At 62.0% G+C, this 25,206-nt stretch carries 20 protein-coding genes; 14 read left to right on the forward strand and 6 right to left on the reverse strand.

From position 1 onward, the window contains the following. Nucleotides 1-166: 166 nt before the first annotated feature. The 3 genes from AC0IW7_RS14040 to AC0IW7_RS14050 form a co-directional block, all read right to left on the reverse strand. The gene (locus AC0IW7_RS14040) at nucleotides 167-1,504 is read right to left on the reverse strand and encodes a S41 family peptidase (protein ID WP_471818798.1); all 1,338 of its coding nucleotides are present in this window, start codon (nucleotides 1,502-1,504) and stop codon (nucleotides 167-169) included. Between the two features lie 34 nt (nucleotides 1,505-1,538). Further along, entirely contained in the window at nucleotides 1,539-2,813 is a 1,275-nt protein-coding gene (locus tag AC0IW7_RS14045; RefSeq protein WP_471818799.1) for a murein hydrolase activator EnvC family protein, read from the reverse strand. 211 nt (nucleotides 2,814-3,024) lie between these two features. After that, complete coding sequence (locus AC0IW7_RS14050; protein WP_471818801.1) at nucleotides 3,025-4,389, reverse strand: formimidoylglutamate deiminase; 1,365 nt, start codon at nucleotides 4,387-4,389, stop codon at nucleotides 3,025-3,027. A 135-nt stretch (nucleotides 4,390-4,524) separates the two neighbouring features. On the opposite strand from AC0IW7_RS14050, the gene hutC reads away from it, so the two are divergent. After that, nucleotides 4,525-5,256 (forward strand): histidine utilization repressor, encoded by a 732-nt coding sequence (gene hutC / locus AC0IW7_RS14055; RefSeq protein WP_463536972.1) that lies wholly within the window; start codon nucleotides 4,525-4,527, stop codon nucleotides 5,254-5,256. Next, a complete protein-coding gene (locus tag AC0IW7_RS14060) occupies nucleotides 5,253-5,834 on the forward strand; it encodes a HutD/Ves family protein (protein WP_471818803.1) in 582 nt (193 codons plus the stop codon). The genes hutC and AC0IW7_RS14060 overlap by 4 nt, the downstream gene beginning before the upstream one ends. A 54-nt stretch (nucleotides 5,835-5,888) precedes the next feature. Here the strand turns inward: AC0IW7_RS14060 and hutH are convergent, their stop codons facing one another. Continuing rightward, complete coding sequence (gene hutH / locus AC0IW7_RS14065; RefSeq protein ID WP_471818805.1) at nucleotides 5,889-7,418, reverse strand: histidine ammonia-lyase; 1,530 nt, start codon at nucleotides 7,416-7,418, stop codon at nucleotides 5,889-5,891. A 357-nt stretch (nucleotides 7,419-7,775) separates the two neighbouring features. Between hutH and AC0IW7_RS14070 the strand changes: the two genes are divergently transcribed. The 6 genes from AC0IW7_RS14070 (at nucleotide 7,776) to AC0IW7_RS14095 (ending at nucleotide 15,079) form a co-directional block, all read left to right on the forward strand. Further along, a complete protein-coding gene (locus AC0IW7_RS14070; protein ID WP_122493330.1) occupies nucleotides 7,776-9,533 on the forward strand; it encodes a carbamoyltransferase family protein in 1,758 nt (585 codons plus the stop codon). Continuing rightward, entirely contained in the window at nucleotides 9,517-10,635 is a 1,119-nt protein-coding gene (locus tag AC0IW7_RS14075) for a glycosyltransferase (protein WP_471818807.1), read from the forward strand. The genes AC0IW7_RS14070 and AC0IW7_RS14075 overlap by 17 nt, the downstream gene beginning before the upstream one ends. Continuing rightward, nucleotides 10,632-11,903, forward strand: a complete 1,272-nt coding sequence (locus tag AC0IW7_RS14080; protein ID WP_471818808.1) for a capsule biosynthesis protein — start codon at nucleotides 10,632-10,634, stop codon at nucleotides 11,901-11,903. Before AC0IW7_RS14075 ends, AC0IW7_RS14080 begins: the two co-directional genes overlap by 4 nt. After that, nucleotides 11,900-13,009: a capsular polysaccharide export protein, LipB/KpsS family gene (locus tag AC0IW7_RS14085; RefSeq protein ID WP_471818810.1), complete on the forward strand. Its 1,110-nt coding sequence runs from the start codon at nucleotides 11,900-11,902 to the stop codon at nucleotides 13,007-13,009. Before AC0IW7_RS14080 ends, AC0IW7_RS14085 begins: the two co-directional genes overlap by 4 nt. Nucleotides 13,010-13,012: 3 nt before the next feature. Beyond that, nucleotides 13,013-14,170, forward strand: coding sequence for an O-antigen ligase family protein (locus AC0IW7_RS14090; RefSeq protein ID WP_471818812.1), 1,158 nt, complete (start codon nucleotides 13,013-13,015; stop codon nucleotides 14,168-14,170). 81 nt (nucleotides 14,171-14,251) lie between these two features. Beyond that, complete coding sequence (locus tag AC0IW7_RS14095) at nucleotides 14,252-15,079, forward strand: lipopolysaccharide core biosynthesis protein (RefSeq protein WP_471818813.1); 828 nt, start codon at nucleotides 14,252-14,254, stop codon at nucleotides 15,077-15,079. Here AC0IW7_RS14095 and AC0IW7_RS14100 read toward each other — a convergent pair. Next, nucleotides 15,049-15,663, reverse strand: coding sequence for a lipopolysaccharide kinase InaA family protein (locus tag AC0IW7_RS14100; protein WP_471818814.1), 615 nt, complete (start codon nucleotides 15,661-15,663; stop codon nucleotides 15,049-15,051). The genes AC0IW7_RS14095 and AC0IW7_RS14100 overlap by 31 nt on opposite strands. Nucleotides 15,664-15,698: 35 nt before the next feature. On the opposite strand from AC0IW7_RS14100, the gene msbA reads away from it, so the two are divergent. From msbA to AC0IW7_RS14130, 6 genes are all read left to right on the forward strand, one after another. Further along, nucleotides 15,699-17,489, forward strand: a complete 1,791-nt coding sequence (gene msbA / locus AC0IW7_RS14105; RefSeq protein ID WP_471818816.1) for a lipid A export permease/ATP-binding protein MsbA — start codon at nucleotides 15,699-15,701, stop codon at nucleotides 17,487-17,489. After that, nucleotides 17,486-18,385, forward strand: coding sequence for a GNAT family N-acetyltransferase (locus tag AC0IW7_RS14110; RefSeq protein ID WP_471818818.1), 900 nt, complete (start codon nucleotides 17,486-17,488; stop codon nucleotides 18,383-18,385). Before msbA ends, AC0IW7_RS14110 begins: the two co-directional genes overlap by 4 nt. 17 nt (nucleotides 18,386-18,402) lie before the next feature. Further along, on the forward strand, nucleotides 18,403-19,803 hold the full coding sequence (locus tag AC0IW7_RS14115; RefSeq protein WP_471818819.1) for a PIG-L deacetylase family protein: 1,401 nt from the start codon (nucleotides 18,403-18,405) through the stop codon (nucleotides 19,801-19,803). An 83-nt stretch (nucleotides 19,804-19,886) separates the two neighbouring features. Continuing rightward, nucleotides 19,887-21,311, forward strand: coding sequence for a bifunctional D-glycero-beta-D-manno-heptose-7-phosphate kinase/D-glycero-beta-D-manno-heptose 1-phosphate adenylyltransferase HldE (hldE, locus tag AC0IW7_RS14120; protein ID WP_471818821.1), 1,425 nt, complete (start codon nucleotides 19,887-19,889; stop codon nucleotides 21,309-21,311). Between the two features lie 274 nt (nucleotides 21,312-21,585). Further along, on the forward strand, nucleotides 21,586-22,878 hold the full coding sequence (locus AC0IW7_RS14125; RefSeq protein WP_471818823.1) for an acyl-CoA dehydrogenase family protein: 1,293 nt from the start codon (nucleotides 21,586-21,588) through the stop codon (nucleotides 22,876-22,878). A gap of 16 nt (nucleotides 22,879-22,894) precedes the next feature. Then, the gene (locus AC0IW7_RS14130) at nucleotides 22,895-24,103 is read left to right on the forward strand and encodes an acyl-CoA dehydrogenase family protein (protein WP_122449533.1); all 1,209 of its coding nucleotides are present in this window, start codon (nucleotides 22,895-22,897) and stop codon (nucleotides 24,101-24,103) included. 118 nt (nucleotides 24,104-24,221) lie between these two features. Here the strand turns inward: AC0IW7_RS14130 and AC0IW7_RS14135 are convergent, their stop codons facing one another. Then, entirely contained in the window at nucleotides 24,222-25,136 is a 915-nt protein-coding gene (locus tag AC0IW7_RS14135) for a metal ABC transporter ATPase (RefSeq protein WP_471818825.1), read from the reverse strand. Nucleotides 25,137-25,206 lie beyond the last annotated feature (70 nt).

Here is a 25,206-nt window from a genome sequence, read left to right on the forward strand (position 1 = left end):
ATCGAGGCTGAAGCCTCTCCTACAATTAATCTTCTGATCTTCTGATCTTCTGATCTTCTGATCTTCTGATCTTCTGATCTTCTGATCTTCTGATCTTTTGATCTCTGTAGGAGCGGCTTTAGCCGCGATGCTCTTTTGCCAAAGCAACCGCGGCTAAAGCTGATCGTTACTGGCTACGCGTAACGTTCAACCCTTTCAACAGGCTCAACGCCTGGCTCAACTGGAAGTCCTGATCTTGCAGGTTGGCTTTGCCGCTCTGCGCCTTCAGCTCGTTGCTGGTTTTGTCTTTGCCACCGTTGCCGTTGCCCAAGTGCCCGGCGAGGTCGGCTTCTTTGTAGCTTTCGCCGTCGTCTTCGCGGGTAATTTTGGCGCGCGCCACTTCGATGTCCGGCACGATGCCCTGGGCCTGAATCGAGCGGCCGTTAGGCGTGTAGTACAGCGCAGTGGTGATTTTCAGCGCACGGTCGTTGCTCAGCGGCAGCACGGTTTGCACCGAGCCTTTGCCGAAGCTGTTGGTGCCCATGAGAATGCCGCGTTTCTGGTCTTGCAGGGCGCCGGCAACGATTTCCGAAGCCGATGCGCTGCCGCCGTTGATCAGCACCACCAATGGCACGCCTTCGCTGGCGTCGGCCGGGTCGGCGGAGAAGCGCAGTTCGGAGTTGGCGATACGGCCTTTGGTGTAAACGATCAGGCCTTTGGTGAGGAAGTGGTCCGACACTTCCACGGCTGCCTGCAACACGCCGCCCGGGTTGTTGCGCAGGTCGAGTACCAGGCCGCGAAGTTTTTTACCGTCGTTGTCCTTCTTCAGCTTGGCCAGCGCCTTGCCCACTTCGTCGCCGCTGTTGACCTGGAACTGGGTGATGCGCAGGTAGCCGTAACCCGGTTCGAGGGTTTGGCTCTTCACGCTCTTGACCTTGATGACGGCGCGCGTCAGTTGCACGTCGAACGGCTCGCCACCGTCGCGCACCAGGGTCAGCTGAATTTTCTCGCCGGCTTTGCCGCGCATCTTGTCGACGGCTTCCATCATCGACAAACCCTTGGTGGGCTCGCCGTTGATTTTCACGATCAGGTCGCCGGGCTGGATGCCGGCCTTGGATGCTGGGGTGTCGTCGATGGGCGACACCACTTTGACGAAGCCATCTTCCAGACCCACTTCAATGCCCAGGCCGCCGAACTCGCCGCTGGTGCTTTCTTGCAGCTCCGCGAAGTCTTCCGGGCCGAGGTAGGCGGAGTGTGGGTCGAGGTTGCTGAGCATGCCTTTAATGGCGTTTTCCAGCAGGGTTTTGTCGTCGACCGGTTCCACGTAGGCGGCTTTGATGCGGTCGAGCACTTCGGCAAAGGTGCGCAGCTCGTCGAGCGGCAGCGGCGCCTTGTTCGTGGCTGGCGCGCTGGCCGCAGGCGGTGCGGTGGCGGCGTCGACGTCAGTGGCGGCGTGCAGGAGCGGGGCGCCGAGCGCCAGCGCGATAGCCAGGGCCAGGGAATTAAGGCGAGACAAATGCGGCATATCGAACGAGCTCCACTATTAAGAGGTACGGGGCCTATCCCTGCGCCCGACACCATTGCGCGGGGTCGCTGGGGCGGCCCTGCTGACGAATCGCAAAATACAGCGCGGGGGTGTCCTGGCCGCCACTGGTGCCGACTGTCGCAATCGGCTCGCCAGCTTTGACGATGTCACCCGCGTCTTTCAATAAGCTTTGGTTGTGTCCGTACAGGCTGAGGTAACCGTTGCCGTGGTCGAGAATCACCAGCAGGCCCGAGCCGCGCAACCAGTCGGCAAATACCACCCGGCCACCGTGCACGGCGCGCACCTGGCTGCCGGCGGCGGCGCCGATTAGTACGCCGTCCCATGTTGTACGAGCGTCGTCGCCGCGTTGGGTTCCATATCGCGCAACGATGCGGCCATTGACCGGCCACGGCAGCTTGCCACGGCTGCTGGCAAATGCGCCGCCATACACCGCGCCATCGCTGGAAACCACGGGGCCGCTCGGTGCGCTGACCGGCTTCTGGCCAGGGCCGACGCGGCGGTTGGCCATGGCCAGTTGCTGTTCTTCCTGGGCACGCTTGCGTGCTTCTTCCGCCGCCTTGGCTTCACGGGCTTGGCGGGCCAGGGTTTCCTCAATGGTTTTCAGCACATTGCCCAGCGCCGCTTGTTCTTGCCGGCGGGCTTTGAGCTTTTGGTCGCTGTTTTTCGAATCGCTGTTGAGCTTGGCCAGGGCTTGCTGGCGCTCTTTGCGAACCAGAGCAAGCTTGTCGCGGCGCTCGTCCAGGGAACCTTTGCGCTCAGCGAGTTGGGCTTTTTCCGCCGCGCTTTCGCGTTCGATATTGGCCAGTTGGCGCAGGGTTTCGTTGAAGGTGTTGAGCTGGTCGAGGCGGGCTTGGCTGACGTAGTCGTAATAGGTGAGGGTGCGGGCGAATTTTTCGGGGTTTTGCTGGTTGAGCAACAGCTTCAAGTATTCCTGTCGCCCGCTCTGGTAGGCCGCCCTGGCCTGAATACCGATCAGCCTTTGCTGCTCGATTCGCGCGCCCTCAAGTTTTTTTTTCTCGCCTTCGAGACGCTGGATCTCGGTCTCGTTGTTCTTGAGCTGTTGCTCAAGGGTATTGATCTGCTTCTCCAGATCGCCCATTTCGGTTTCAGTGCCACGCAACTGCTTTTGAATGCCGGACTTGTCGGCTTCGATTTTCTTCAGCAGTTTTTGCAGTTCGACAACGTCGCGCTGGGCAGCGTCGAGTTGCTTTTGCGCATCCGCGCGCTCGTCGGCTACGGCCGGGCATAGCAGCAGAGCAAGAACAATGGCAGTCAGGGTGCGAAGCATGGGGCGGGCGATACCGGGATGAAGACGGCCTAGTATGCCCGCGGTGCGCAGCAAAAAAAACGTCCGTGCAGTGCGTGTGGAATAAATGTCGAGTGGGCGACGGCGTTGGGCTTCGCTTTGCTAACCGAACCCGCGGTTAACGCACGATCAGGCTCCGTTATCCGCGCGAGCGCGGCGAGCCGGGCTCGTGATGCGCAGGAAGCTCGTCCGGTCACCCCAACATCGCCTTCAGTACCCCGGCGAAGTCCTGCGCACTGCTTTGCTCATCAGTGTGCCGGCCCTCGCGCACCACCCATTTGCCGCCAACCATCACATCGCGCACCTGCCGATCACCGCCGGCAAACAGCCACCGGTTAAGAATGGCGTCCTGTTCGGCGCAGGCGATGTACGGGTCGGCGCCATCCAGCACGACGAAATCTGCCCGTTTGCCGACGGCCAATTGGCCAATCGGCTGACCCAGCGCTTGCGCGCCGCCGAGCAGGGCGGCGTCGTACAGGGTGCGGCCGATCATGGGCTGATCGCTGCGGTAGAGGCGGTTGCGTTTCTGGTCGCGCAGGCGCTGGCCGTATTCGAGCCAGCGCAATTCTTCGGCCACGCTCACCGACACGTGACTGTCCGAACCAATGCCCAGCCGTCCGCCTTGGGCCAGGTAATCCACAGCCGGAAAAATGCCGTCGCCCAGGTTGGCCTCGGTGGTCAGGCACAGGCCAGCAACGGCTTGGCTGACCGCCATCTGCCGCACTTCTTCTGCGTTGGCGTGAGTGGCGTGCACCAGGCACCAGCGGGCGTCCACCGGGACGTGGTCGAACAGCCATTGCAACGGGCGCTGGCCGCTCCAGGCCAGGCAGTCATCCACTTCTTTTTGTTGCTCGGCGATATGGATGTGCACCGGGCTGTCGCTGGCGTTGGCCGCCAGCACCTGCTCGATTTGTGTCGGCGTAACGGCGCGCAACGAGTGAAAGCAAAGGCCCAGGCGCTGGTTTGGCTGATCGGCCAGGGCGGCTTGAAGGCGTTGTTGCAACGCGAGATAGCTGTCGCTGCTGTGGATAAAGCGCCGCTGGCCTTCGCTGGGTGGCTGGCCGCCAAAACCGGCGTGGGCGTACAGCACGGGCAACAGCGTCAGGCTGATACCGCTGTCGCTCGCCGCCTGGCTGATGCGCAAGCCCAGCTCAGCCGGATCGCCGTAAGGCTGGCCGTTGGCGTCGTGGTGCACGTAATGGAATTCGGCGACGCTGGTGTAGCCGGCTTTGAGCATTTCGATATACAGCTGGCGGGCAATAATTTGAATCTGCTCGGGGCTCAGCGTGGCGACCAGGCGGTACATCAGGTCGCGCCAGGTCCAGAAGCTATCGTTGGGGTTGCCGGCCACTTCCGCCAGCCCGGCCATCAGGCGCTGAAACGCATGGGAATGCAGATTGGGCATGCCCGGCAGCAGCGGGCCATTCAGGCGTTCGGCGCCCTCGTCGGTGGCCTCGGTTTGAATCTGTTGCAGCACGCCATCGGTGGCTACGGTCAGGCGCACATTGCGCGCCCAGCCCCCGGCCAGTAAGGCGCGCTCAGCAAAGAAAACAGGCATGTTCCGGGCGCTCCAGAGCGAATTCAGGTTGTATATACATATACAGAGGCAAACGTGAAACGTAAACTCTCGCCACCGTCGCGCCAGTCGCGAAGTTTTGCCGAGGAGATTGCTGTGTCTGCTCCACAGTCCGAGATGGCCACCCTGGCCGCGCAACTGGGCGACGAACCCGCGCCGTTGTACGCGCGAGTCAAACAGATGATCAGCGCGCAGATTCACACCGGCGCCTGGCCGCCCCATCACCGCGTGCCGTCGGAAAGCGAGCTGGTGGCGCAACTCGGTTTCAGCCGCATGACCATCAACCGCGCCTTGCGTGAACTCACGGCCGACGGTCTGTTGGTGCGCATGCAAGGCGTCGGCACCTTTGTGGCCGAGCCCAAAGGCCAGTCGGCGCTGTTTGAAGTGCATAACATCGCCGATGAAATCGCCGCTCGCGGCCATCGCCACCATTGCGTGGTGGTGCGCCTGGAGGAAGAAAAAGCCGGCGCCGAGCGCGCCATGGCGCTGGATGTTCGCGAAGGCGAGCGGGTGTTCCATTCGGTGATCGTGCATTACGAAAATGACGTGCCGGTGCAGATTGAAGACCGCTACGTAAACGCCAGCGTCGCCCCGGATTACTTGACTCAGGATTTCACCGTCGCCACGCCGTACGCCTACCTGATGCAAATCGCCCCGATGAGCGAAGGCGAGCATGTGGTGGAAGCGATTTTGGCCGAGCCGAGCGAATGCAAGCTGCTGCAAATTGAGCGCGGCGAGCCGTGCTTGCTGATTCGCCGCCGCACGTGGTCTGGGCGCCGCACCGTGACGGTCGCGCGCCTGCTGTACCCCGGTTCTCGTCATCGTCTGGAAGGGCGCTTCGCCTCATGACCTGGCAGGTGCTGCGCGCCGCTGACTACGTGCGCATGCCGTGGAAAAACGGCGCCGGCAGTACCTTGGAAATTGCCCGCGATGGCGACGGGCTTGAGGCGTTTGCCTGGCGCCTGTCCATCGCTGACGTCACGCAGCCGGGACCGTTCTCTGCATTCACCGGCTATCAACGCATCATCACCGTGCTGGAAGGCGACGGCATGCAGCTTGAAGTGGACGGGCAAATGAGCCGCCCGCTACAGGCGTTGGATGCGTACGCATTTTCCGGTGACAGCCAGGTGCAGTGCAGCTTGCTTGGCGGGGCGATTCGCGATTTCAACCTGATCTATTCACCGCAGCGTTGCAGCGCGCGATTGCAGTGGATGGCGGCGGGGGAGAGCAGCGTGTTCACCTCGGCGGCGACCGTGCTGGTGTTCAGTGCCGGGGATGGGTTGCGGGTAGAGGTTGAAGGCGGGGAAGTGGAGCTGGGGCGCTACGATTGCTTGCATGGCGCAGGCGGCCAGCTGCAAACGCTGAGGTTTCAGGCTGACTATCCGTATTGCTTGATTGAGCTTCAGTCGATCAAAAATCGAGGCTAAAGCCTCTCCCACAGAGGCATATCTATTGTGGGAGAGGCTTCAGCCTCGATGCTGTTAATACAACCGATCAAACGCCAGCCACTGTCCAAACGTACCGTTTTCCACCCACGCCCGTGCGGCGGCGATGTCCGGCGCGAAGTAACGGTCTTCGTCGTAGTGCGGCACTTCGCGGCGCACCATTTTCAGCACTTCAATCAGCAGCGGCGAGGTTTTGAGCGGCGCGTGCAGGTCAACGCCCTGCGCGGCGCCGAGCAGTTCGATGGCGACTACGGCGCTGCTGTTGCCGGCCATGTCGAGCAGGCGGCGGGCAGCGAAGGTGGCCATGGACACGTGGTCTTCCTGGTTGGCTGAGGTCGGCAAGCTGTCGATGGAGGCCGGATGGCCAAGGGTTTTGTTCTCGGAGGCCAACGCTGCGGCGGTCACCTGGGCGATCATGAAGCCCGAGTTCAAGCCGCCTTCGCGCACCAGAAATGCCGGCAGGCCGGACAGCGCCGGGTCGACCAATTGCGCAATGCGTCGCTCCGACAGCGCGCCGATTTCAGCAATCGCCAGGGCCAGCACGTCGGAAGCCATGGCCACCGGTTCGGCGTGGAAGTTGCCGCCCGACAACACGTCACCATCGGCGCTGAAGACCAAAGGGTTGTCGGAAACGGCGTTGGCTTCACGCAGGAAAATGTTCGCGGCAAAGCGCAGGTGATCCAGGCAGGCGCCCATCACTTGTGGCTGGCAGCGCAGGGAGTAGGGGTCTTGCACGCGGGTGCAGTCGGCGTGGGATTCGCGAATCTCGCTGGTGCTGCCCAGCAGCTCACGGTAGAACGCCGCCACATCAATCTGCCCGGCCTGGCCGCGCACCGCCTGGATGCGTGGGTCGAACGGCACCGCCGAGCCTTTCAACGCTTCAACGCTCAGGCTGCCGGCCACGACGGCGGCGCTGAACAATTTTTCCGTCGCGAACAAGCCGCGCAACGCCAGCGCCGTGGACACCTGCGTGCCGTTGATCAGCGCCAGGCCTTCCTTCGGCCCGAGCACCATCGGCGTCAGGCCGGCAATGGCCAGGCCTTCAACGGCGTCCATTTCACGGCCGTTATGGCGAACGCGGCCAATGCCGATCAGCACGGCGGACATGTGCGCCAACGGCGCCAAGTCGCCAGAGGCGCCCACGGAACCTTGCGAGGGAATGCACGGGTACACCTGGGCGTTGTACAGCGCGGCGAGCGCTTGGATCACTTCCCAGCGGATGCCGGAAAAACCGCGAGCCAGCGAGCCCACTTTCAGCGCCATGATCAAACCAACGCTGGCGTCATCCAGCAGCGGACCAGTGCCGGTGCAGTGCGACAGCAGCAGATTGCGCTGCAGTTTGGCCAGCGATTCAGTCGGGATCGAGGTGCGCGCCAGCAGGCCAAAGCCGGTGTTGATGCCGTAAACCGTGCGCTTGTTGTCGATGATTTCCAGCACCGTGCGGTTGCTGGTGTCGACCACTGCTTTGGCGGCCGGGTCGAGTTCGATCGGGCATTGCTGCTGATAAATCGCGCGTAGCTGGTCGAGGGAGAGTTGGCCGGGCTGAAGAAGCAGTCGATTCGACATAGGGAGAAGTCCTGAAAAATGCCGGTAAAAGGGTCACGAGCACCTATATACACTTGTATATACAGGTTAGGCAAATAGAGCTTAACGGTCTCGGTCTTCGGGCATTTTCCTGTCCTCGCGGCAAGCCTCCGCCACCTCGCTTCTCCCACATTGGCTGCGGCAAACCTTTGTCATCCTCGCCTTGCGCCTGATATCACTGACGTTTTCTGAGCGCAGCGGCACGCAAGGGCTTTGGCGCTCCGCTCGCGCCCAGCGCAACGCAGCGGCTATAATCCCCGGCTTTATCAGGCGACCCTCGGTTTGCCGTCCGACTTTTTCGCGCAGGCATTGGTCCTGCGTCGTTGCAAGAGGTTTCCCGTGGCATTGACGATTCTCGGCCTTTCCGGCGCCCTCAGTCATGATCCTTCCGCTGCGCTCTATATCGACGGCAAGTTGATCGCGGCCGCCGAAGAAGAGCGCTTCGTGCGCGACAAGCACGCCAAGAACCGCATGCCGTACGAGTCGGCCAAGTTCTGCCTGGAACAGGCCGGCATCAAACCGTCGGACGTCGATGTGGTCGCCATTCCGTTCGCCCCCATCAGCATTTTTGGCAAAGCCCGCTGGCACTACGCCAAGCGCTACTGGTACGCGCCGGACCGCTCGCTCGACGCCATTCTGATGGGCAATCGTCGCTACAAGCGCTACCGCAACAAGATCGTCTGGTGCCTTGAGCAGTTGGGCTTCGATCCGAAGAAAGTCAAAATCGAGCCGGTCGAGCACCATCTGGCTCACGCCTCCAGCGCCTATCACTGCTCGGGTTTCACCGAGAAGACCGCGATCATGGGCATCGACGGCAAAGGTGAATACGCCACCACCTTTTTCGGGTACGGCGAGAACGGCAAGATTCACAAAATCAAAGAATTCTTCGACCCGGATTCCCTCGGCGGCCTGTACGGCGCGATCACCGAGTTCCTCGGTTTCGAAATGCTCGACGGCGAATTCAAGGTTATGGGCATGGCGCCGTATGGCGACGCCAGCAAATACGATTTCTCGCGTCTGGCCAAATTCGAGAACGGCGAGCTGATCATCAACACCGAGTACGCCAACGTCATCGGCCTGCGTCGCTATAAAGAGAACGGCAAGGGCTTCTACTTCTCGCCCAAGCTGATCGAGTGGCTCGGTCCGAAACGCGAAGGCGACATCGCCGACGATCCGTACATTCATTACGCCGCCAGCATGCAAGCGCTGTTCGAAAAGCTGGCGCTGCAAATGATGGATTACTACCTGGGCGACATCCTCAAAGAAACCGGCAAAATCGCCTTCGCCGGCGGCTGCGCGCTGAACGTGAAACTCAACCAGCGCATCATCGCCCGCCCGGAAGTCAAAGAGCTGTTCGTGCAGCCCGCTTCCGGTGACGCCGGCACTGCCGTTGGCGCCGCCGCCTACATCTCGCACAAGCGTGGTGTGCCGGTGGAGAAGATGGAACACGTTTACCTCGGCCCTTCGTATTCCAACGAAGACGTGATTGCCGCCTGCGCGCGGCACGCGAGCAAGCCGAAGTGGAAGCAAATCGACAACATGCCGCAGCGCATCGCCGAAATCATGGTTGCCGGCAACCCGGTGGCCTGGTTCCAGGGCCGCATGGAGTTTGGTCCGCGTGCCCTCGGCGGTCGTTCGATCATTGGTTGCCCGAGCATCGCCGGGGTGGCCAACCGCATCAACGAACAAATCAAGTTCCGCGAGCGCTGGCGCCCCTTCTGCCCGTCGATGCTCGATACCGTCGGCCCGCAGATGATCAAAGTCGATCACCCGGCACCGTTCATGACCTTCACCTTTGAAGTGGCCGAAGAGTGGAAAACCCGTGTGCCGGAAGTGGTGCACGAAGATGGCACTTCCCGAGCCCAGGTGCTCAAGCGCGAATACAACCCGCGCTACTACGACATGATGAAGGCCCTGGAAGGCCTGACCGGCAACGGCGTGTCGCTGAACACCTCGCTGAACCGTCGTGGCGAGCCGATGATCTGCTCGCCTACCGACGCGCTGAACATGTTCTTCGGTTCGGATCTGCAGTACCTGATCATGGAAGACATTTTGGTGATCAAGGAAGGCGCGGACGGGTATGACACGCTCAACTGAACTGCGCGTTCTGCAGTTCTGCCATGGTTATGACGGGCCGTTCCTGGACTGCGCCCGTCAGTACGCCAGCCTTTTCGATGGCACGCCCTACAAGGTCACCACCGTCTACCTGACCGGTGAACCGAGCGCCGCCGTGGAGGCGGGGTCGGGGTCCGACGAAGTGATTTTTCTCGGCTACCACAGCGCCGAAGTGCGCGGCCTGAAGCTAGCGGCCATTCGCGACTTCAAGCGCATTGTCGGTGAACGCCAGTTCGCGCTTTGCATCGCCCACCGCTTCAAACCGGTATACGTCGCCTTGCTCGGCAGCAATTTGCCGGTGATCGGCGTGCACCACGCCTTTGGCGACTATCGCCGGCGCTCGCGCTTTATGTTCGCCAACTGGTTCAAACGCCGCCTGAGCTTGCTCGGCGTGTCTGATGCGGTGCGCGACGACCTGCGCGAGAGCCTGCCAAGTTGGCCGACTGAGCGGATTGAAACCCTCTACAACCGCATTGACCCAGCGGCCATTGACGCCGAGCTACTCAGCCGCGAGCAGGCCCGTGAGGCCTTGGGCCTGGCGAGCGATGCATGGATTGTCGGCAACGTCGGTCGCTTGCACCCGGATAAAGACCAAACCACTTTGCTTCGCGGTTTCGCCCAAGCCCTGCCAAATCTGCCGGCCCACAGCCTGCTGGTGATCATGGGCAGTGGCAAGCTGGAGGCTGCGCTCAAGGCGCTGGCGCAGCATTTGGGTGTGGCCGAGCGGGTGCGTTTTCTCGGCCAGGTGGCCCACGCCCGCCGTTATTTCCGCGCCTTCGATGTGTTTGTGTTGAGCTCCGACCACGAACCGTTCGGCATGGTGTTGCTCGAAGCCATGGCCGCCGAAGTGCCGGTCATTTGCACCGACTGCGGTGGCGGCGCGGAAGTGGTGGCCGGGGTCGGTCTGTTGTTCGCGCTCGGCGACGCTGCCGAGCTGGCGCGCCAGCTGCAACGCCAGGCTGGCGAAGCCGAGCGCCTGCCAGAATGCCGCGCGCGCATGGCCCTGCGTTTGCGCGAGCGCTTCACTGATGACGCCGTGCGCACACGGTTTTGGGCGTTGCCAATGATGGCCGGGAAACGATGATTTCTCGCCCCACCGAAACCCTTTGGGCTGACCGCGCGCACGCGCTGGACCGTTACCGCTGGCACTTGCTGCGTGAGCGCTACGGCGTGGTCGGCAGCGCGTTACGCTTCGCTCGCGAGGCGCTTGCCGACCTGCGCTTCGGTTGGCGCGCCCGTCGTCGTCTGGCCGCGCAGGTGGTTGCCGAACCCTGTGACTTTCTGCTGTTGCAGTCGGCCCCCAAAGTGATCGCCTTTGCCCGCAAAAAAGCCTTTATCCAGGCCATGCGCGAGCGCGGTCATGCGCTGGTCGAAACGGCGTTGCAGAGCCCGCAGGTCATCTGCCGTGAACGCCTGCTGCTCACGCCGCCGCACCCGGTGCCGCTGCGCTATTTCGGTTATGCCGCGTATGCGCAATGGCTGGTCAGCCACCATCAGCCGGCGGTGCTGCTCAACGACCGCAACGGCAGTCTCTACTCGCCTTTTCTGCGCTTGGCCATGAACGCCCGTGGCCGGCCGCTGGTGCAGCTGGCCCATGCCTCGACGGTGGAAAGCTCGCGGCGCCTGGGCATGAACGACTACGACTTTTACCTGCTATTCGGCCGCAGTTCGCTGGAAGCGCTGCAGGCGCGGACGTTGCGCTTTGGCCAGTGCACCGCCGTGTTGGCCGGCTCGCACATGATCGACACCGCGTACGACTTACCGTTTGCCGACCCGCAGCAAAAGCGTCTGCTGGTGCTGGGCGTTGGGCCGGACAAAGAGAAAGAGCCCGGCTATCAGCGCACCTATGCCTTGCTCCGCGATTGGGCCGCTGCCAACCCGAACTGGCAGGTGTTGATCAAGCGCCACCCGCGCAGCCAGGCGGGTTATTGGCAGCCCGTGGCCGATGAGTTGCCCAACGTGCAACTGCTCGCCGCCGAATGCTCATTGGCCGAGGCGCTGGGCCAGGCGTCGGTGGTGGTCAACATCATGTCCAATGCGGTGATTGAGGCTGGCTTGGCTGGGCGCCCGGTGCTGTACGCCAACCTTAGCGACGATGGCGACATTTTCGCCCAGGAGCGCTTTTTCGGATCGCGGATCGAAACGCCGGCCGCGCTCCAGCAGCGCCTTGAGCAGATCGTCGGTGCTTACGACGAACAGGTGAAAGTCGCTCGCGCCTTCGCGCTGTTTCATCTGTCTCATGGCTCGCAAGGCTTGGCGCAGAACGTGCGTGTGCTTGAGTGCTTGCTGCGCGATCAGCCCTTACCCGACGACATCGAGCACGCCCCTTTGAATGGCACGGATCGACCATGACCCAGTTTCTTTTTTTCTCCCTGGCCAAGCACCAAAGCATTTATTTCCAGCGCCTGCTCAACGAGACGGACCTGCAGGGCAAAGTCGTGGTGCCGGGACAAATGCCCTGGCCGCGTCCATGGCAACTGCCGGCCATTATTTCGCGTATCGACTGGGCGCATCTGGTAGAGGAAAAGTGCCAGGAGCGGCGGGTCAAGAATAAATACGAAGGCTCGTTTTATCGCGCTTTGCTGCGCCTGGAATTAGCCTGGATCGCCCTGCGCGCCAACGCCTTGCTCAAGCGCGAAAAGCCGAAGAATCTGGTGGTGTGGAACGGCTCGCACCGTTACTGCCAGTTGCTGCTGGCGCTGAAGCCGGCCGCCTGTGGCACCTTCTTCTTTGAAAATGGCTTGTTGCCCGACACCACCACGCTGGATGCCAAAGGGGTGAACTTCCGCAACTCTGTGCCGCGCGATCAGGAGTTCTATCTCAACTACCCCGAGCCCGAGGCGGCCGACGGTGAGGACGAGGTGACGCTGATTCCACGCAAGCCGCGCGTGAGCGACCTGGTGCCTATCGAGCTGCCGCCGCGTTACGTGTTCATTCCCTTCCAGGACGACCGCGACACGCAAGTGCGCCTGTTTTCCCCGTGGGTCGGCAACATGCGGGAGCTGTTTGCTTTGGGCGAACGACTGGCTGCGGAGACCGGCATGACCGTGGTGTTCAAGGAACACCCGTCGAGTCGCGAGGTGTATCCCGATCTGCACCAACGCACCCATGAACGCCTGTTGTTTGCCAACGGCAATGCCACTCAGCAGTTGATCGAGCAAAGCCAGTTCGTAATCACGCTGAACTCGACGGTGGGGCTGGAGAGTTTGTTGTTGGGCAAGCCGGTGCTCACCCTCGGTCAGGCATTTTTCAATATTCCCGGCGTGGTCATGCACGCCGACTCCACCGACGAGCTGGTGGCGGCGGCCAAAAGCTTTCCGGATTGGCCACTGGATGAAAGGGTGAAACGCAACTTCCTGCGCTACCTGGCGCACGACTATTGCATTCAGGGCAGCTGGCAAAACGCCGACGCTGCGCAGTTGAAACGAGTGGCACAGCGCATGTTGAACAAGGGTTGATGGATGAAAGGTATTGCAGTACTGCGCAAGGTTTCGTTGCCGAGTTGGGCATGTCTGGGGTTAACGGCGCTGCTGTGCTTCGCCTGGTTTCTACCTACTAAGCATTACCACCAGGCAATCATTGCGCTGTTGTGGCTGCCGGTCATTCCGGCGCTGTTTCGCGCCGATTTTCGCGCCGCACTGAAGCAACCTGAGCTGGCATTGTTCGGCTTGTTTATGGCGTGGACCTGGCTGGTGCTGGCCATTAAAGGCAGCGACGACCTGATCGGCGATTACAAGGTCACCCTCTACGTGACCTTATCGCTGCTGGGCATCGTACTGGCCTCGCAAGCACGCATCCGCATCGAGACGTGGCTGTTCGGCGCAGCCCTGTTCGGCGGCGTGCTGTCACTGGCCTCGGTAGCGCATTTCCTTTTGAACCCGCCGCCTTTTGGGCGTGTGGTCGCCTTGGGTGTTTGGAATACCGCGATCATGGCGGCTCATGCCGTGGGCGCTCTGGCGCTGCTCGCCTATTTCCTGCGCCCAACGCAACGCTTGCCGATGTGGCAGTTGGGCCTGCTGGCCGTGGCAGCGCTGGGCTATGTCGCGTTTCTGGTCGTCAACCAAACGCGTGGCGTCTGGCTCGCCTTGATACTGACCTTTGTCGTGATGGTGGTGGCACTGCGCTCGCGTCGCGGTTACGCGCTGATTGCGCTAGGCGTCACTGCTATTGCCGTTGTCGCCGTGGTCTGCCCGGATGTACTGACTCAACGTGGCGCCTCGGCACGTCCGACGCTATGGGCTGGCGGCCTGAACTTGATGCTGGGCAACGGGGTGCTGGGTTATGGCTTCAACGAATACGGCATTTTTGTGCCTGAGCTGAACCGCACCTTCAAACACCCGCACAACTTGTTCCTGAATATCGGTGCGCGTGAAGGCGTCATCGGCTTGGCGTTGTACTTGATGCTGTGGGCCAGCGTGGCCTGGCGCGCCTGGCGCAACCGCACCGCGCCGCTCGGTCAGGCGGTACTGGCGATCTGGGTGTTTGCGACGGTGTCGCTGATGACCGATGGCATCGGCGTGTGGCTCAAGCCCAATGCCGATTGGTTGGTGACCTGGCTGCCGATTGGCCTGAGCCTGGTGCTGGCCAGCCGAAAGTTGGGCGAACCTAAATCAGTCTGAACCCCGCGCTGTCACGTTTATCGAAAATCATAGGGAGTGGTGTCGATTCTCGACACCTCCATGAAAAGAGGGACGCCTTGGATGGGCGAGTTTTACCTTTCGAATAAATCGGTGCCGTTCGAATCATTCGACGCGTGTCGCAACAGCCGCTCTGGTCCGGTATTTATCGTGGCGTCCGGGCCGTCCACTAAAAATTTCCCGCTGGAGCAATACGGCCAGTTCCCGATGATGGCGTTGAACGGCTCGATCTGCCGCTTCACCTCTGTCGGCATGGCGCCCGATTACTACCTGTGCGACGACAGCAGCTTCGTTCGCAACCGTCTGCCACTGATGCTGCAAGCGGTCGAGCATGCTCGCCACTTGGTGCTTTCCCCGCGCGTGATTGAAACCCTGCTGGGCACCGTGCCGGACGCCTTGGAAGGGCGCTCGGTGTTTCGCTTCGAGCGCGCAGGGCGCTGCGACGAGGCGCACCGGCATTTGAGCCCACGGCAATTCGCGCGGGCGATGCGCAACGACGACGACATCGAGTGCAACTATTCCTGGTTCCGGCAAAAGCCGAACCGCATCGGCTTCAGTCGCAATCTACAGAAAGGCTACTTCAACGGCCGCACCGTGCCCTATGCGGGCATCCAACTGGCCTATCACTTGGGGTTTACACAGGTGCTGCTGGTGGGCGTGGACTTGAACACCAAGGCCGGCCGCTTCTATGAGGACGGCGAAAAAGCGGTGCCCAGTCGCTTGGATGGCGACTTCGATGACTACATTCTGCCGAGCTTTCAGCTACTGGCTGAGCGTGTGATCAAGCCGCAATTTCAGGTGTACAACCTGTCGGCGCAAAGCCGGCTGCCGGAGCGCCTGATTCCCAAGCTGCAGCGCGATCAGCTCGACGCGCTGCTGGCCCGCGCGTAAGCCGCAAGCAAATCGTCCCACGGAAAACCCTCGACCTTGCGCCGCTGTAAATAGCCGCGCAAGTGTTCGAAGTTTCGCCGCACTAGGCGCTTATTCAGCGGCGCGCGCTTGAAGCGCAAGTCGAGGAAATCAATCAGGCCGAAGTCGCCATCAGGCGTGAGCAAGATGTTGCCCAGGTGCAGCGAGCGAAAGTAAATGCCGCGCTGATGCAGGCGATAGATGTAAGCCGCCAACTGCGGAAGCAATTTTATAAACCGGGGTTTGTCGTGGCGGAACAGGCCGTCGAGCGGCTCGCCTGGCAGGGGCTGATAGAGGCAAGCGCTGACCCCTTTTTCGCGGTCTATCCACACGCTTTCATCAATGATCGGGGTGGCGATGCCGGCCTGTTGCAAGCGTTGCGCATTGCGGCTGAAACGTTGTGCCGAGGGCAGCAAGCGGGCCAGCAGCGGCGTGCGGCGACTGCGCATGATCTTGAGCAAACGGCCGTCCGCCAAGCGCACCACCTTCGGCCCAAAACTGTCTTTTTCCAGAAGCTCGCCGTGGTCGAGCCAATCTTGCAATTCGTTCGCTGCTACAATCCGCATCTTTTCTCTCAAGCCAGTCGTATGAGGCGTGCCGAATGGCCAAAACCAGTGAGCAATCCAGTCTGAAAGTCTATTTGAGACTGCTCAAGTATGTGCTGCCGTATTGGGGTGCTTTTGCGATCAGTATTGTCGGTTTCGTGATTTTCGCGTCCAGCCAACCGTTGCTGGCCGACATGCTCAAACACTTTATCCGCGCCCTGGAAGGCACCAACGACACCAAGTTTCTCGGCGTTTCAATGGTCCTTGGCGTGCCGTTGTTGATTGTACTCATTGCCGTCTATCAGGGCATAGGCTCATTTCTGGGCAACTACTACCTTGCAAAAGTCTCCCGCGGCTTGGTCCACGACCTGCGGGTGGCGCTGTTCAACAGTCTGCTGACGCTGCCCAACCGGTACTTTGATAACCACAATTCCGGCCACCTGATTTCCCGTATTACCTACAACGTGACCATGGTCACCGGGGCCGCCACCGATGCTATCAAGGTGGTGATTCGTGAAGGCCTGACCGTGGTGTTTCTGTTCGGTTATCTGGTTTACAGCAACTGGAAACTGACCTCGGTGCTGCTGTGCATCCTGCCGGTTATTGCGGTGCTGGTAACGACCGCCAGTAAGAAGTTTCGCAGCCAAAGTAAGAAGATCCAGGTGGCGATGGGCGACGTCACCCACGTGGCCTCGGAGACCATTCAGGGCTATCGCGTGGTGCGCAGCTTCGGCGGCGAAACCTACGAGAAAACCCGTTTCCGCGAAGCCAGCGAAGACAACATGAACCGCAGCCTGGGCATGACGCGCACCCAGTCGATCTACACGCCCAGCCTGCAACTGGTCATTTATATCGGCATGGCCGTGCTTATGTACCTGGTGCTGTACTTCCGGGGTGATGCCTCGCCCGCCGAACTGGTGGCCTACATCACCGCCGCCGGCCTGCTGCCCAAGCCGATCCGCCAACTGTCAGAAGTCAGCGCCACCATTCAGAAAGGTCTGGCCGGCGCGGAAAGCATCTTCGAGCAGCTCGATGAAGAGCCGGAAGTGGACACCGGCACCGTGGAGCTGGAACGCGCCACTGGCCTGCTGGAAGTGCGCAATCTGAGCTTCCAATACCCTGGCACCCAGCGTGAGGTACTGAGCAACATTTCCTTCGTCGCCAAGCCCGGGCAAATGGTCGCCCTGGTGGGCCGCTCGGGCAGCGGCAAGTCGACGCTGGCCAATTTGATTCCGCGTTTCTATCACCACAACCAGGGCGAAATTTTGCTCGATGGTCTGGAAATCGAAACCTTCAAGCTGACCAACCTGCGCCGTCATATCGCCTTGGTGACCCAGCACGTCACGCTGTTCAACGACACCGTTACCAACAACATTGCCTATGGCGATTTGGCCGGCGCGCCGTTCGATGCCGTGCGCCAGTCGGCTGAAGATGCGTATGCGGCCGAGTTCATCGAGAAGATGCCGCAAGGCTACGACACCTTGGTTGGCGAGAACGGCGTGCTGCTGTCCGGTGGCCAACGTCAGCGTCTGGCCATTGCCCGTGCGCTGCTGAAAAACGCGCCACTGCTGATTCTCGACGAGGCCACCTCGGCGCTGGATACCGAATCCGAACGCCACATTCAGGGCGCCCTCGACAAGGTTATGCAAGGCCGCACCACGCTGGTGATTGCCCACCGTCTGAGCACCATTGAAAAGGCCGATCTGATTCTGGTCATGGACCAAGGCGAGATCGTCGAGCGCGGCAGCCACGATGAGTTGTTGGCCCTGAACGGCTACTACTCGCGCTTGCACGCCAAGCAGTTCAAAGACGGCGACGAAGCCGAAGCCGAGCTGCTTCCGGCATGATCGGCCGCGTGTGGCGGGGCTGGCGTGAACGTGGCTGGACCCCGATCGAAGCCGACGCTTACGCCGCCGCCTGGAACCGCTTCGGCGGCAGCGTGGCCACTCATCCGCAGGTCATCGAACGCCTCGCCGGCCTGGCGGGGTTTCCCGTGCGCTACCTCGGCTGGATTGCCGGCGATGAGCTGGTCGCCGCCGTGCCGTGCTGGGGTCGCCATTTGGCGTTGTCCAAAGACGTGCTCAAGGCCAAGGGCAAGCGCGGGCTGTTCGATCTGGGCAATGCCGAAATCATTCTGCCGGTGGCGCCCGATGTTCAGGTGCCGGTGCGTCAGCGCATGCGTTATGTCTCGGAGCTGAACAGCGGCCGGATCGACACGCTCAAGCCGCAACCTGAAGGCTTGGCGCTGGCCCGCGCCCCCGAGGATTATTCGAAAAAATTCCGTTACAACCAGCGTCGCGAACAGCGCTTGCTGGAGGAGGCGGGCGGGGTGATTCGGCCGATGCTTGATCTGACGCCTGCTGAACAGGCGAGCATCTACGCCGACCTGTTCCAGCGCCGCTGGGGCTTCGAGGCGACCGGCAAGGCGCATCTGGCCGAAGTGTTCACCCTGCTGCGTGAATTCATGACCGGCTCGCTGATTTACCTCAACGACCTGCCCGTAGCCATCCAGGTGCTGTATCAAGTGCAGGCGCCGAGTTGGGTGAGCCTTGAATACATCAACGGTGGTGTCGACCCGCAGAACCGCGAGTTCAGCCCCGGCAGCGTGCTCAGCTTCGTCAACACGCAAGACGCCTGGGCCGCCGCCCGCGCATTGAATAAACCGCTGCGCTACTCCTTCGGCCGCGCCGACCGCGAATACAAAGACCGCTGGTGCCATAGCGTGCCGGTGTTTCAGGTATAGAGCCCCAGGTTTTCCCCATGAGCACACGCAAGCAGCAGCTTCTTAAACAGCATCGGCGCAACAAACGCCTGTTCCTCGCCATTGCCCTGGTGGTGCTGGCGCTGCTGGGGCTGATCGTCGCCTGGTGGCTGGTGCCGCTGTTGCTGGTGCTGGGCTGGATTGGCCACGAAGCGTGGTTTGCCGACCATTTGTTCTACTCGCCCAAAGACGATTACCTGTACCGCTTTCCCGCCGGCACGCCGCGTTTTGCCGTGACGGTGGCCGACGGTACGGTGCAGCTGCGCGATGCCGTGGTCGAAGGCGATACCCTGATTTTGTCGGTACGGGTGCGCGCCACGTTGCTGGGCCGCTTGCTGGATCCGCAGGTTCTGGTAGGCGATGACCGTCAGGACTTCGAGCGCGGCGTGGCGGGGCGGCGTTATCTCAATGTGTCCGGGCAGGCCGCCGCCTTGGCGCAAGGACAACTGACCATCAAAGGCCGCTTCTGCCGCCTGGCATCGGCGGGCGAGCTGTTCTGCCTGAGCAACCCGGACTACGCCGAAGAGCCGGTGATGATCCTCGCGCCCCATGCCGACGACGCCGAGCTGGCCGCCTTCGGCCTCTACAGCCGCAGCAAAAATGTCAGCATCGTGACCCTGACCCAAGGCGAAATCGAAGCCGAACGCTTTCAGCAAATGGGCCTCTCGCCGGAAAACGCGGCGCGCCTCAAAGGCCATTTGCGCGCCTGGGACAGCATCACGGTGCCACAGTGGGGCGGCGTGCCCGCCAGCCATTGCGTGCAGCTCGGCTATTACTGCTTGCAACTACCGGCCATGGCCGCCGAGCCGGACAACGCCTTCGGCTCGCACGAGTCGGGCGAAAGCGATGTGCGCAGCGTGCGGCGGCTCAATCCGCTGCGCTTGCCGAGTGACAGCGATGGCGTGCCAAGCTGGAATAATTTGCTGGCCGATCTGGTGTTTGCCCTGGAGCACTTCCGCCCGAGCGTCGTAGTTACGCCGCACCCGGAGCTGGATCCGCACGCCGACCACGTCGCCACCACCGAGGCACTGCGTCAGGCTATCGCCCGTAGCACGTGGAAACCGCACACCCTGTTGTTCTACGCCAACCACCTGCACGACAACGACCGCTGGCCTATGGGCCCGGCGGGCAATGGCATCGCCTTGCCGCCGGCCATCGACGCGTTACCGGCGGACCTGCTGTGGAGCCCGGTATTAAGCCCGGCCACGCAGATCGATAAAGCCATGGCGCTGGGCATGCAGCACGATTTGCAAGGGCGGCCGCCGCTGAAGAAGCGCCTGCGCCGCGCCATCCAACAGCTCCTCGCCGGGCGCCGCTGGCCGGCCACCGGTGAGGACGAGTTCTTTCGCAAAGCGGTCCGGCGGCACGAGCTGTTCTGGGTCCGCCGTTTACCTGATTGAGGCGCAGCGCCCGGCCGCTGAGCTGGGCGCGTACCTCGCTGTGCTATATTTTTTTGCCGCGTTTAAGCGTCCCCGGAGAGTCCATGAAGTTGTCCATGCCCCGTTTTGATCAGGCCTCAGTTTTGGTGGTCGGTGATGTCATGCTCGACCGCTACTGGCACGGCGGCACTTCGCGGATTTCCCCGGAAGCGCCAGTGCCGGTGGTGCGTGTTGACCAGATCGAAGACCGTCCCGGTGGCGCCGCCAACGTGGCCCTGAACATCGCAGCGCTCGGTGCGCCGGCGCGGCTGGTGGGCGTGACCGGCGAAGACGAAGCCGCCGTCAGCCTGGCCGACAGCCTGCAGGCAGCTGGCGTGAGCGCTCAGTTCCAACGCATCGCCGGCCAGCCGACCATCGTCAAACTGCGGGTCATGAGCCGTCATCAGCAACTGCTGCGCATGGACTTCGAAGAACCGTTCAGAACCGACACCGTGGCGCTCACCGCCTCGGTCGAAAGCCAGCTCAACGGCATCAAAGTGCTGGTGCTGTCGGACTACGGCAAAGGCGCGCTGAAGAACCATCAGGAACTGATCCAGGCCGCCCGCGCACGCAACATTCCGGTGCTGGCCGACCCCAAGGGCAAAGACTTCGCCATCTACCGTGGCGCCAGTCTGATTACCCCGAATCTCAGCGAATTTGAAACCATCGTCGGCCGTTGCGCCGACGAGGCCGAACTGGTCGCCAAGGGCGCCGAGCTGATGCGCGAACTGGAATTGGGCGCCTTGCTGGTGACCCGTGGCGAGCACGGCATGACCCTGCTGCGTCCTGAGCATCCGGCCCTGCATCTGCCAGCCCGTGCCCGTGAAGTGTTTGATGTGACCGGCGCCGGCGACACCGTGATTTCCACGCTGGCAGCCTCCATTGCTGCCGGTGAAGAACTGCCGCAAGCCGTGGCGTTGGCCAATCTGGCGGCCGGCATCGTGGTCGGCAAGCTCGGCACCGCTGCCATCAGCGCGCCGGAACTGCGCCGCGCCGTGCAGCGTGAGGAAGGTTCCGAGCGTGGCGTGCTGACGCTGGATCAACTGCTAACCAGCATCGACGACGCCCGCGCCCATGGCGAAAAAATTGTCTTCACCAACGGCTGCTTCGACATTCTTCACGCCGGCCACGTGACCTACCTGGAACAAGCCCGCGCCCAAGGCGACCGCCTGGTCCTGGCGGTCAACGATGACGCCTCGGTTAGCCGCCTGAAAGGCCCGGGTCGGCCGATCAATTCGGTCGACCGCCGCATGGCCGTGCTCGCCGGTCTCGGCGCCGTGGATTGGGTGGTGTGCTTCAGCGAAGACACCCCGGAAAACCTGCTGCGTGCGGTTAAACCGGACGTGTTGGTGAAAGGCGGCGACTACGGCGTTGAGCAGGTTGTCGGTGCCGATATCGTCAAAGCCTACGGCGGCGAAGTGCGCGTGTTGGGGTTGGTGGAAAACAGCTCCACGACCGCCATCGTTAACAAGATTCGCGAGCGTAAATAACCAGTTGGCCGCGGTGCGCATGGCGCACCCCACTGAGAAGGCTCAAAACCACCGCCGTCATCCCCGCGCAGGCGGCGGTCCGACGATTCGGGATTCAGGAAATTTTCGCCTGACCGGAGATTCTGGATTCCCGCCTTCGCGGGAATGACGGGTGTTGTGAATGCGCTCTGCATTTCCCCCTTTGGCTGACCTGCCAATCACCCCCGGCGTAGCGGTCATAGGCGCGGCGTTTTGACGCGCGCATGCTGCGGGCATCTTCATCCTGGACGGAAAGATGCCCATGAATGCCGATGTACAAGGCCGCGCTCTGGCCCTTCTCAATCGCATGGCGCAGGCCGATTGGCCTGATCGCCTGAACCTGCGCAAGCCCTTTGAAAAACTCGTTTACAGCGGCAGCCGCGCCAGCTTTCGCATGGCCGCTGATCGCGCGCAAAAAGGCGGCAGCCGCACGCCGCGCAAGGTCGATCCGGACGCGCTGTTCGATTTGTCCCTTAGCGAAGAGCAGCAAATGCTCGTCGATATGCTCGCCGGTTTTGCCAGCGATGTGCTGCGCCCCGCCGCCCACGACGCCGACGCCAATGCTGCCGTCCCCGCTGAATTGCTCAATCAGGCGCAAGACCTGGGCCTGACGTTTTATGGCGTCAGCGAAGCCCATGGCGGCATGGCCGGCGAGCGCACCACGGTGAGCAATGCCTTGATCGCCGAAGCGTTGGCCAAGGGCGATATGTCCCTGGCTGCCGCGTTGCTGGTGCCGTTGTCGGCCGCCAACTGCATTCGCCGTTGGGGCTCGCCTGAGCAGCAGCAACGCTGGTTGCCGGCGTTTGTGGGCGAAGCCAGTGCGCCGGTGATGGCCATTGCCGTCAACGAGCCCGAAGCACTGTTCGACCCGCTCAAGCTGGGCACCAAAGCCAAGCGCAAGGGCAAGCATTACACCCTCAGCGGCGAAAAGTGCCTGGTGCTGCGTGGCTTGGACGCCAGTCACCTGATCATCGCCGCGCGGGCCGAAAATGGTCCGGCGCTGTTTATCGTCGAGGCCGGCAGCAAAGGGCTGCAACGCTTCCCCGAGCCCGGCATGGGGCTCAAGGCGGGCGCCACGGCGCGGGTCAAACTCAAGGGCGTGAAAGTGCCGGCTGAACAGCGCCTGAATGCCGGGCACTTCAACTACCAAAGCTTCCTCGACCACGCCGCGCTGGCCTGGTGTGCGCTCGCCGTGGGCACTGGCCAGGCGGCGCTGGAGTATGTGACGACCTACTGCAACGAACGCATCGCTTTTGGTGAACCCATCAGCCACCGGCAGGGCGTGGCGTTTATGGTCGCCGACATCGCCATCGAGCTGGACGCCATGCGCATGTTGGTCTGGCGCGCCTGCGCGCGTTCCGAGCAAGGGTTGGAGTTTCACCGTGAGGCGTACCTGGCGCGCCTGTTATGCGCGGAGAAAGCCATGAAGATCGGCACCGACGCGGTGCAGTTGTTAGGCGGTCATGGCTTTACCAAAGAACACCCAGCCGAGCGCTGGTACCGCGACCTGCGCGCCGTGGCCGTAATGGCCGGCGGCCTGCAACTGTGAGCAGGGAGTTACGCACATGAACCTGGAAACCCCGAAAAAGTTCTCTGGCCTGGTGCACCAGGCGCACCAAGTGGCGGCTAACTATTTCCGCCCCATTTCGCGTAAATACGACAAGGCCGAACACGCCTACCCGAAAGAACTCGACCTGCTCGCCGCCCTGCTGGACGGCATGAACGCCGGCTCGCCAGACGCCATTGGCGCCACTTCGGCGAGCAAACGCGGCGCAGCCAAGTCGGTGGAAGAGGGCGTGAAAAACGGCGGCAACCTGTCGGCGCTGCTGGGCGTGATGGAGTTGTGCTGGGGCGACGTCGGCTTGCTGCTGGCCATGCCGCGCCAAGGCTTGGGCAACGCTGCCATTGCCGCTGTGGCCAACGACGAACAGTTGCAACGCTTCAACGGCACTTGGGCTGCGATGGCAATCACCGAGCCGAGCTGCGGCTCCGACTCCGCCGCCATTCGCACCACAGCGCGCAAGGACGGCGACCATTACGTGCTCAACGGCGAAAAAATCTACGTCACCTCCGGCGAGCGGGCTGACTCGGTGGTGGTCTGGGCCACCCTGGACAAAGCCCTGGGTCGCGCGGCCATCAAGTCGTTTGTGGTCGAACACGGCACGCCCGGCATGAGCGTGACGCGGCTGGAGAAAAAGCTCGGCATCAAAGCGTCGGACACCGCCTCCATCAGCTTCAACGACTGCCGGGTGCCGGCCGCCAACCTGCTCGGCAACCCGGAAGTGGACGTGCAGAAAGGGTTTGCCGGGGTGATGGAAACCTTCGACAACACCCGTCCGCTGGTGGCTGGCATGGCCATTGGCGTGGCCAAGGCGTCGCTGGATCGCACCCGTGAGCTGCTCAAAGACACCTTTCGCTTCGACTACGCCAAGCCCTTGCTCGCCGTCAGCCATGCCGAGGCGACGCTGTACCGCCTGGAAGCCGAGTGGGAAGCCGCGCGGCTGCTCACCTTGAAAGCGGCGTGGATGGCCGATAACAAGCTGCCCAATTCAAAAGAAGCCTCCATCGCCAAAGCCAAGGCCGGACGCGTGGCGAACGAAGTGACGCTCAAGTGCGTGGAACTGGCGGGCGCGTTGGGCTATGGCGAGGACGAGCTGCTCGAGAAATGGGCGCGGGATTCGAAGATTCTCGACATCTTCGAAGGCACCCAGCAGATACAACTGCTGATCGTGGCGCGGCGGTTGCTGGGCAAAAGCTCCAGCGAATTGAAGTAGCAACGCGGACTGCTCTTGTAGGAGCCAGCTTGCTGGCGAACCCTGGAAACGGTGATCCAACCCGAGATCCATTCGCCAGCAAGCTGGCTCCTACATGCGCATCCAATGAGCGGGCAATCTACCCGCCATTGGCCACTTTAATCTGCGGCTTTTTTGCGCCCAGTCCTTGCTGGGCAACCCAGTCTTTCCAGCGAACCCGTTCTTCTCGCACTAACCACCCTTCCTGCGGGGCAAAGCTTTCGGCGAGAAAAATGCCCCGTGTGCTGGCCGGCACCAGCGTGCCTTGCTTGAGGGTAAGCAGTTCGGCGCTGGGTTTGCCCTGGTTCAAGGGAATCAGATAGAGGTCGGGTTTGGTGCGGTCGAGGCGGGCGACCAGTTTGCCGTCTTCCAAACGCTCGTCGACGTGAAACAGGCTGAGCTGACGCGCCTCTTTCGGCAGTTCCAGGCGCAGGTCGTAGACCAACTGCAACGACGAAGTCGGCACGTGCACGTAGGCGCGCGGGCGTTCGATCAGGGTCAGGTTGCCGCAACGAATCGGCCGCGCCGCGCCGGATAGCGGGCTGAGGCTGAAGCTCGTCGATTCGCGGTAACGCAGGGCGCTGTGGTACGGCGTGGGCAGCCAGGTGTCACCGAAACGCCCGCCCAGCCAGCCTTCCGGGGTTTCCAGCAAGCATTCTTCGGCGACTTCCTGAATCGCCGTCAGCAACGGCAGGTTGAGTTCGTGGGCCGGCACGTAGCCGGAAATCAGTTTGAGCACCACATCGCCACGGTCCAGACGGCGCTGGCGAACCAGCACCCAGTAATCGCGGCCTTGCCAGTTCAGGGTCAGGCGCACGGAGACGCCGAGGTTGGCCAGATCCACTTGAAACTGCTCGGCGTTATCCAGCGGCAACGGCTGGCGACGGTCCAGTACCTGAGAAAAATTCAGCGGTGGGCCAATGCCCTGGTAGCTGAGGCCGGCGGCGCTGGCTTCGACATGCAGCGCCAAGGTTTTGAAATCAGTGGGGGCCTTGCGGACGAGGACCTTCGGCATATCGGCTCCTTCCTGGGGACAGCTACTGTGCATGCTCGCTGATGATTGTTACGGCTCAGCGAATGGCGGT

It is taken from the genome of Pseudomonas sp. AC229 (assembly GCF_979254655.1).

Bases quoted from the DNA above. Each gene is read 5' to 3' on its own strand.
- AC0IW7_RS14040 (WP_471818798.1), bottom strand. From the start codon at position 1,504: ATGCCGCATTTGTCTCGCCTTAATTCCCTGGCCCTGGCTATCGCGCTG.
- AC0IW7_RS14045 (WP_471818799.1), bottom strand. From the start codon at position 2,813: ATGCTTCGCACCCTGACTGCCATTGTTCTTGCTCTGCTGCTATGCCCG.
- AC0IW7_RS14050 (WP_471818801.1), bottom strand. From the start codon at position 4,389: ATGCCTGTTTTCTTTGCTGAGCGCGCCTTACTGGCCGGGGGCTGGGCG.
- hutC (WP_463536972.1), top strand. From the start codon at position 4,525: ATGGCCACCCTGGCCGCGCAACTGGGCGACGAACCCGCGCCGTTGTAC.
- AC0IW7_RS14060 (WP_471818803.1), top strand. From the start codon at position 5,253: ATGACCTGGCAGGTGCTGCGCGCCGCTGACTACGTGCGCATGCCGTGG.
- hutH (WP_471818805.1), bottom strand. From the start codon at position 7,418: ATGTCGAATCGACTGCTTCTTCAGCCCGGCCAACTCTCCCTCGACCAG.
- AC0IW7_RS14075 (WP_471818807.1), top strand. From the start codon at position 9,517: ATGACACGCTCAACTGAACTGCGCGTTCTGCAGTTCTGCCATGGTTAT.
- AC0IW7_RS14080 (WP_471818808.1), top strand. From the start codon at position 10,632: ATGATTTCTCGCCCCACCGAAACCCTTTGGGCTGACCGCGCGCACGCG.
- AC0IW7_RS14085 (WP_471818810.1), top strand. From the start codon at position 11,900: ATGACCCAGTTTCTTTTTTTCTCCCTGGCCAAGCACCAAAGCATTTAT.
- AC0IW7_RS14090 (WP_471818812.1), top strand. From the start codon at position 13,013: ATGAAAGGTATTGCAGTACTGCGCAAGGTTTCGTTGCCGAGTTGGGCA.
- AC0IW7_RS14095 (WP_471818813.1), top strand. From the start codon at position 14,252: ATGGGCGAGTTTTACCTTTCGAATAAATCGGTGCCGTTCGAATCATTC.
- AC0IW7_RS14100 (WP_471818814.1), bottom strand. From the start codon at position 15,663: ATGCGGATTGTAGCAGCGAACGAATTGCAAGATTGGCTCGACCACGGC.
- msbA (WP_471818816.1), top strand. From the start codon at position 15,699: ATGGCCAAAACCAGTGAGCAATCCAGTCTGAAAGTCTATTTGAGACTG.
- AC0IW7_RS14110 (WP_471818818.1), top strand. From the start codon at position 17,486: ATGATCGGCCGCGTGTGGCGGGGCTGGCGTGAACGTGGCTGGACCCCG.
- AC0IW7_RS14115 (WP_471818819.1), top strand. From the start codon at position 18,403: ATGAGCACACGCAAGCAGCAGCTTCTTAAACAGCATCGGCGCAACAAA.
- hldE (WP_471818821.1), top strand. From the start codon at position 19,887: ATGAAGTTGTCCATGCCCCGTTTTGATCAGGCCTCAGTTTTGGTGGTC.
- AC0IW7_RS14125 (WP_471818823.1), top strand. From the start codon at position 21,586: ATGCCCATGAATGCCGATGTACAAGGCCGCGCTCTGGCCCTTCTCAAT.
- AC0IW7_RS14130 (WP_122449533.1), top strand. From the start codon at position 22,895: ATGAACCTGGAAACCCCGAAAAAGTTCTCTGGCCTGGTGCACCAGGCG.
- AC0IW7_RS14135 (WP_471818825.1), bottom strand. From the start codon at position 25,136: ATGCCGAAGGTCCTCGTCCGCAAGGCCCCCACTGATTTCAAAACCTTG.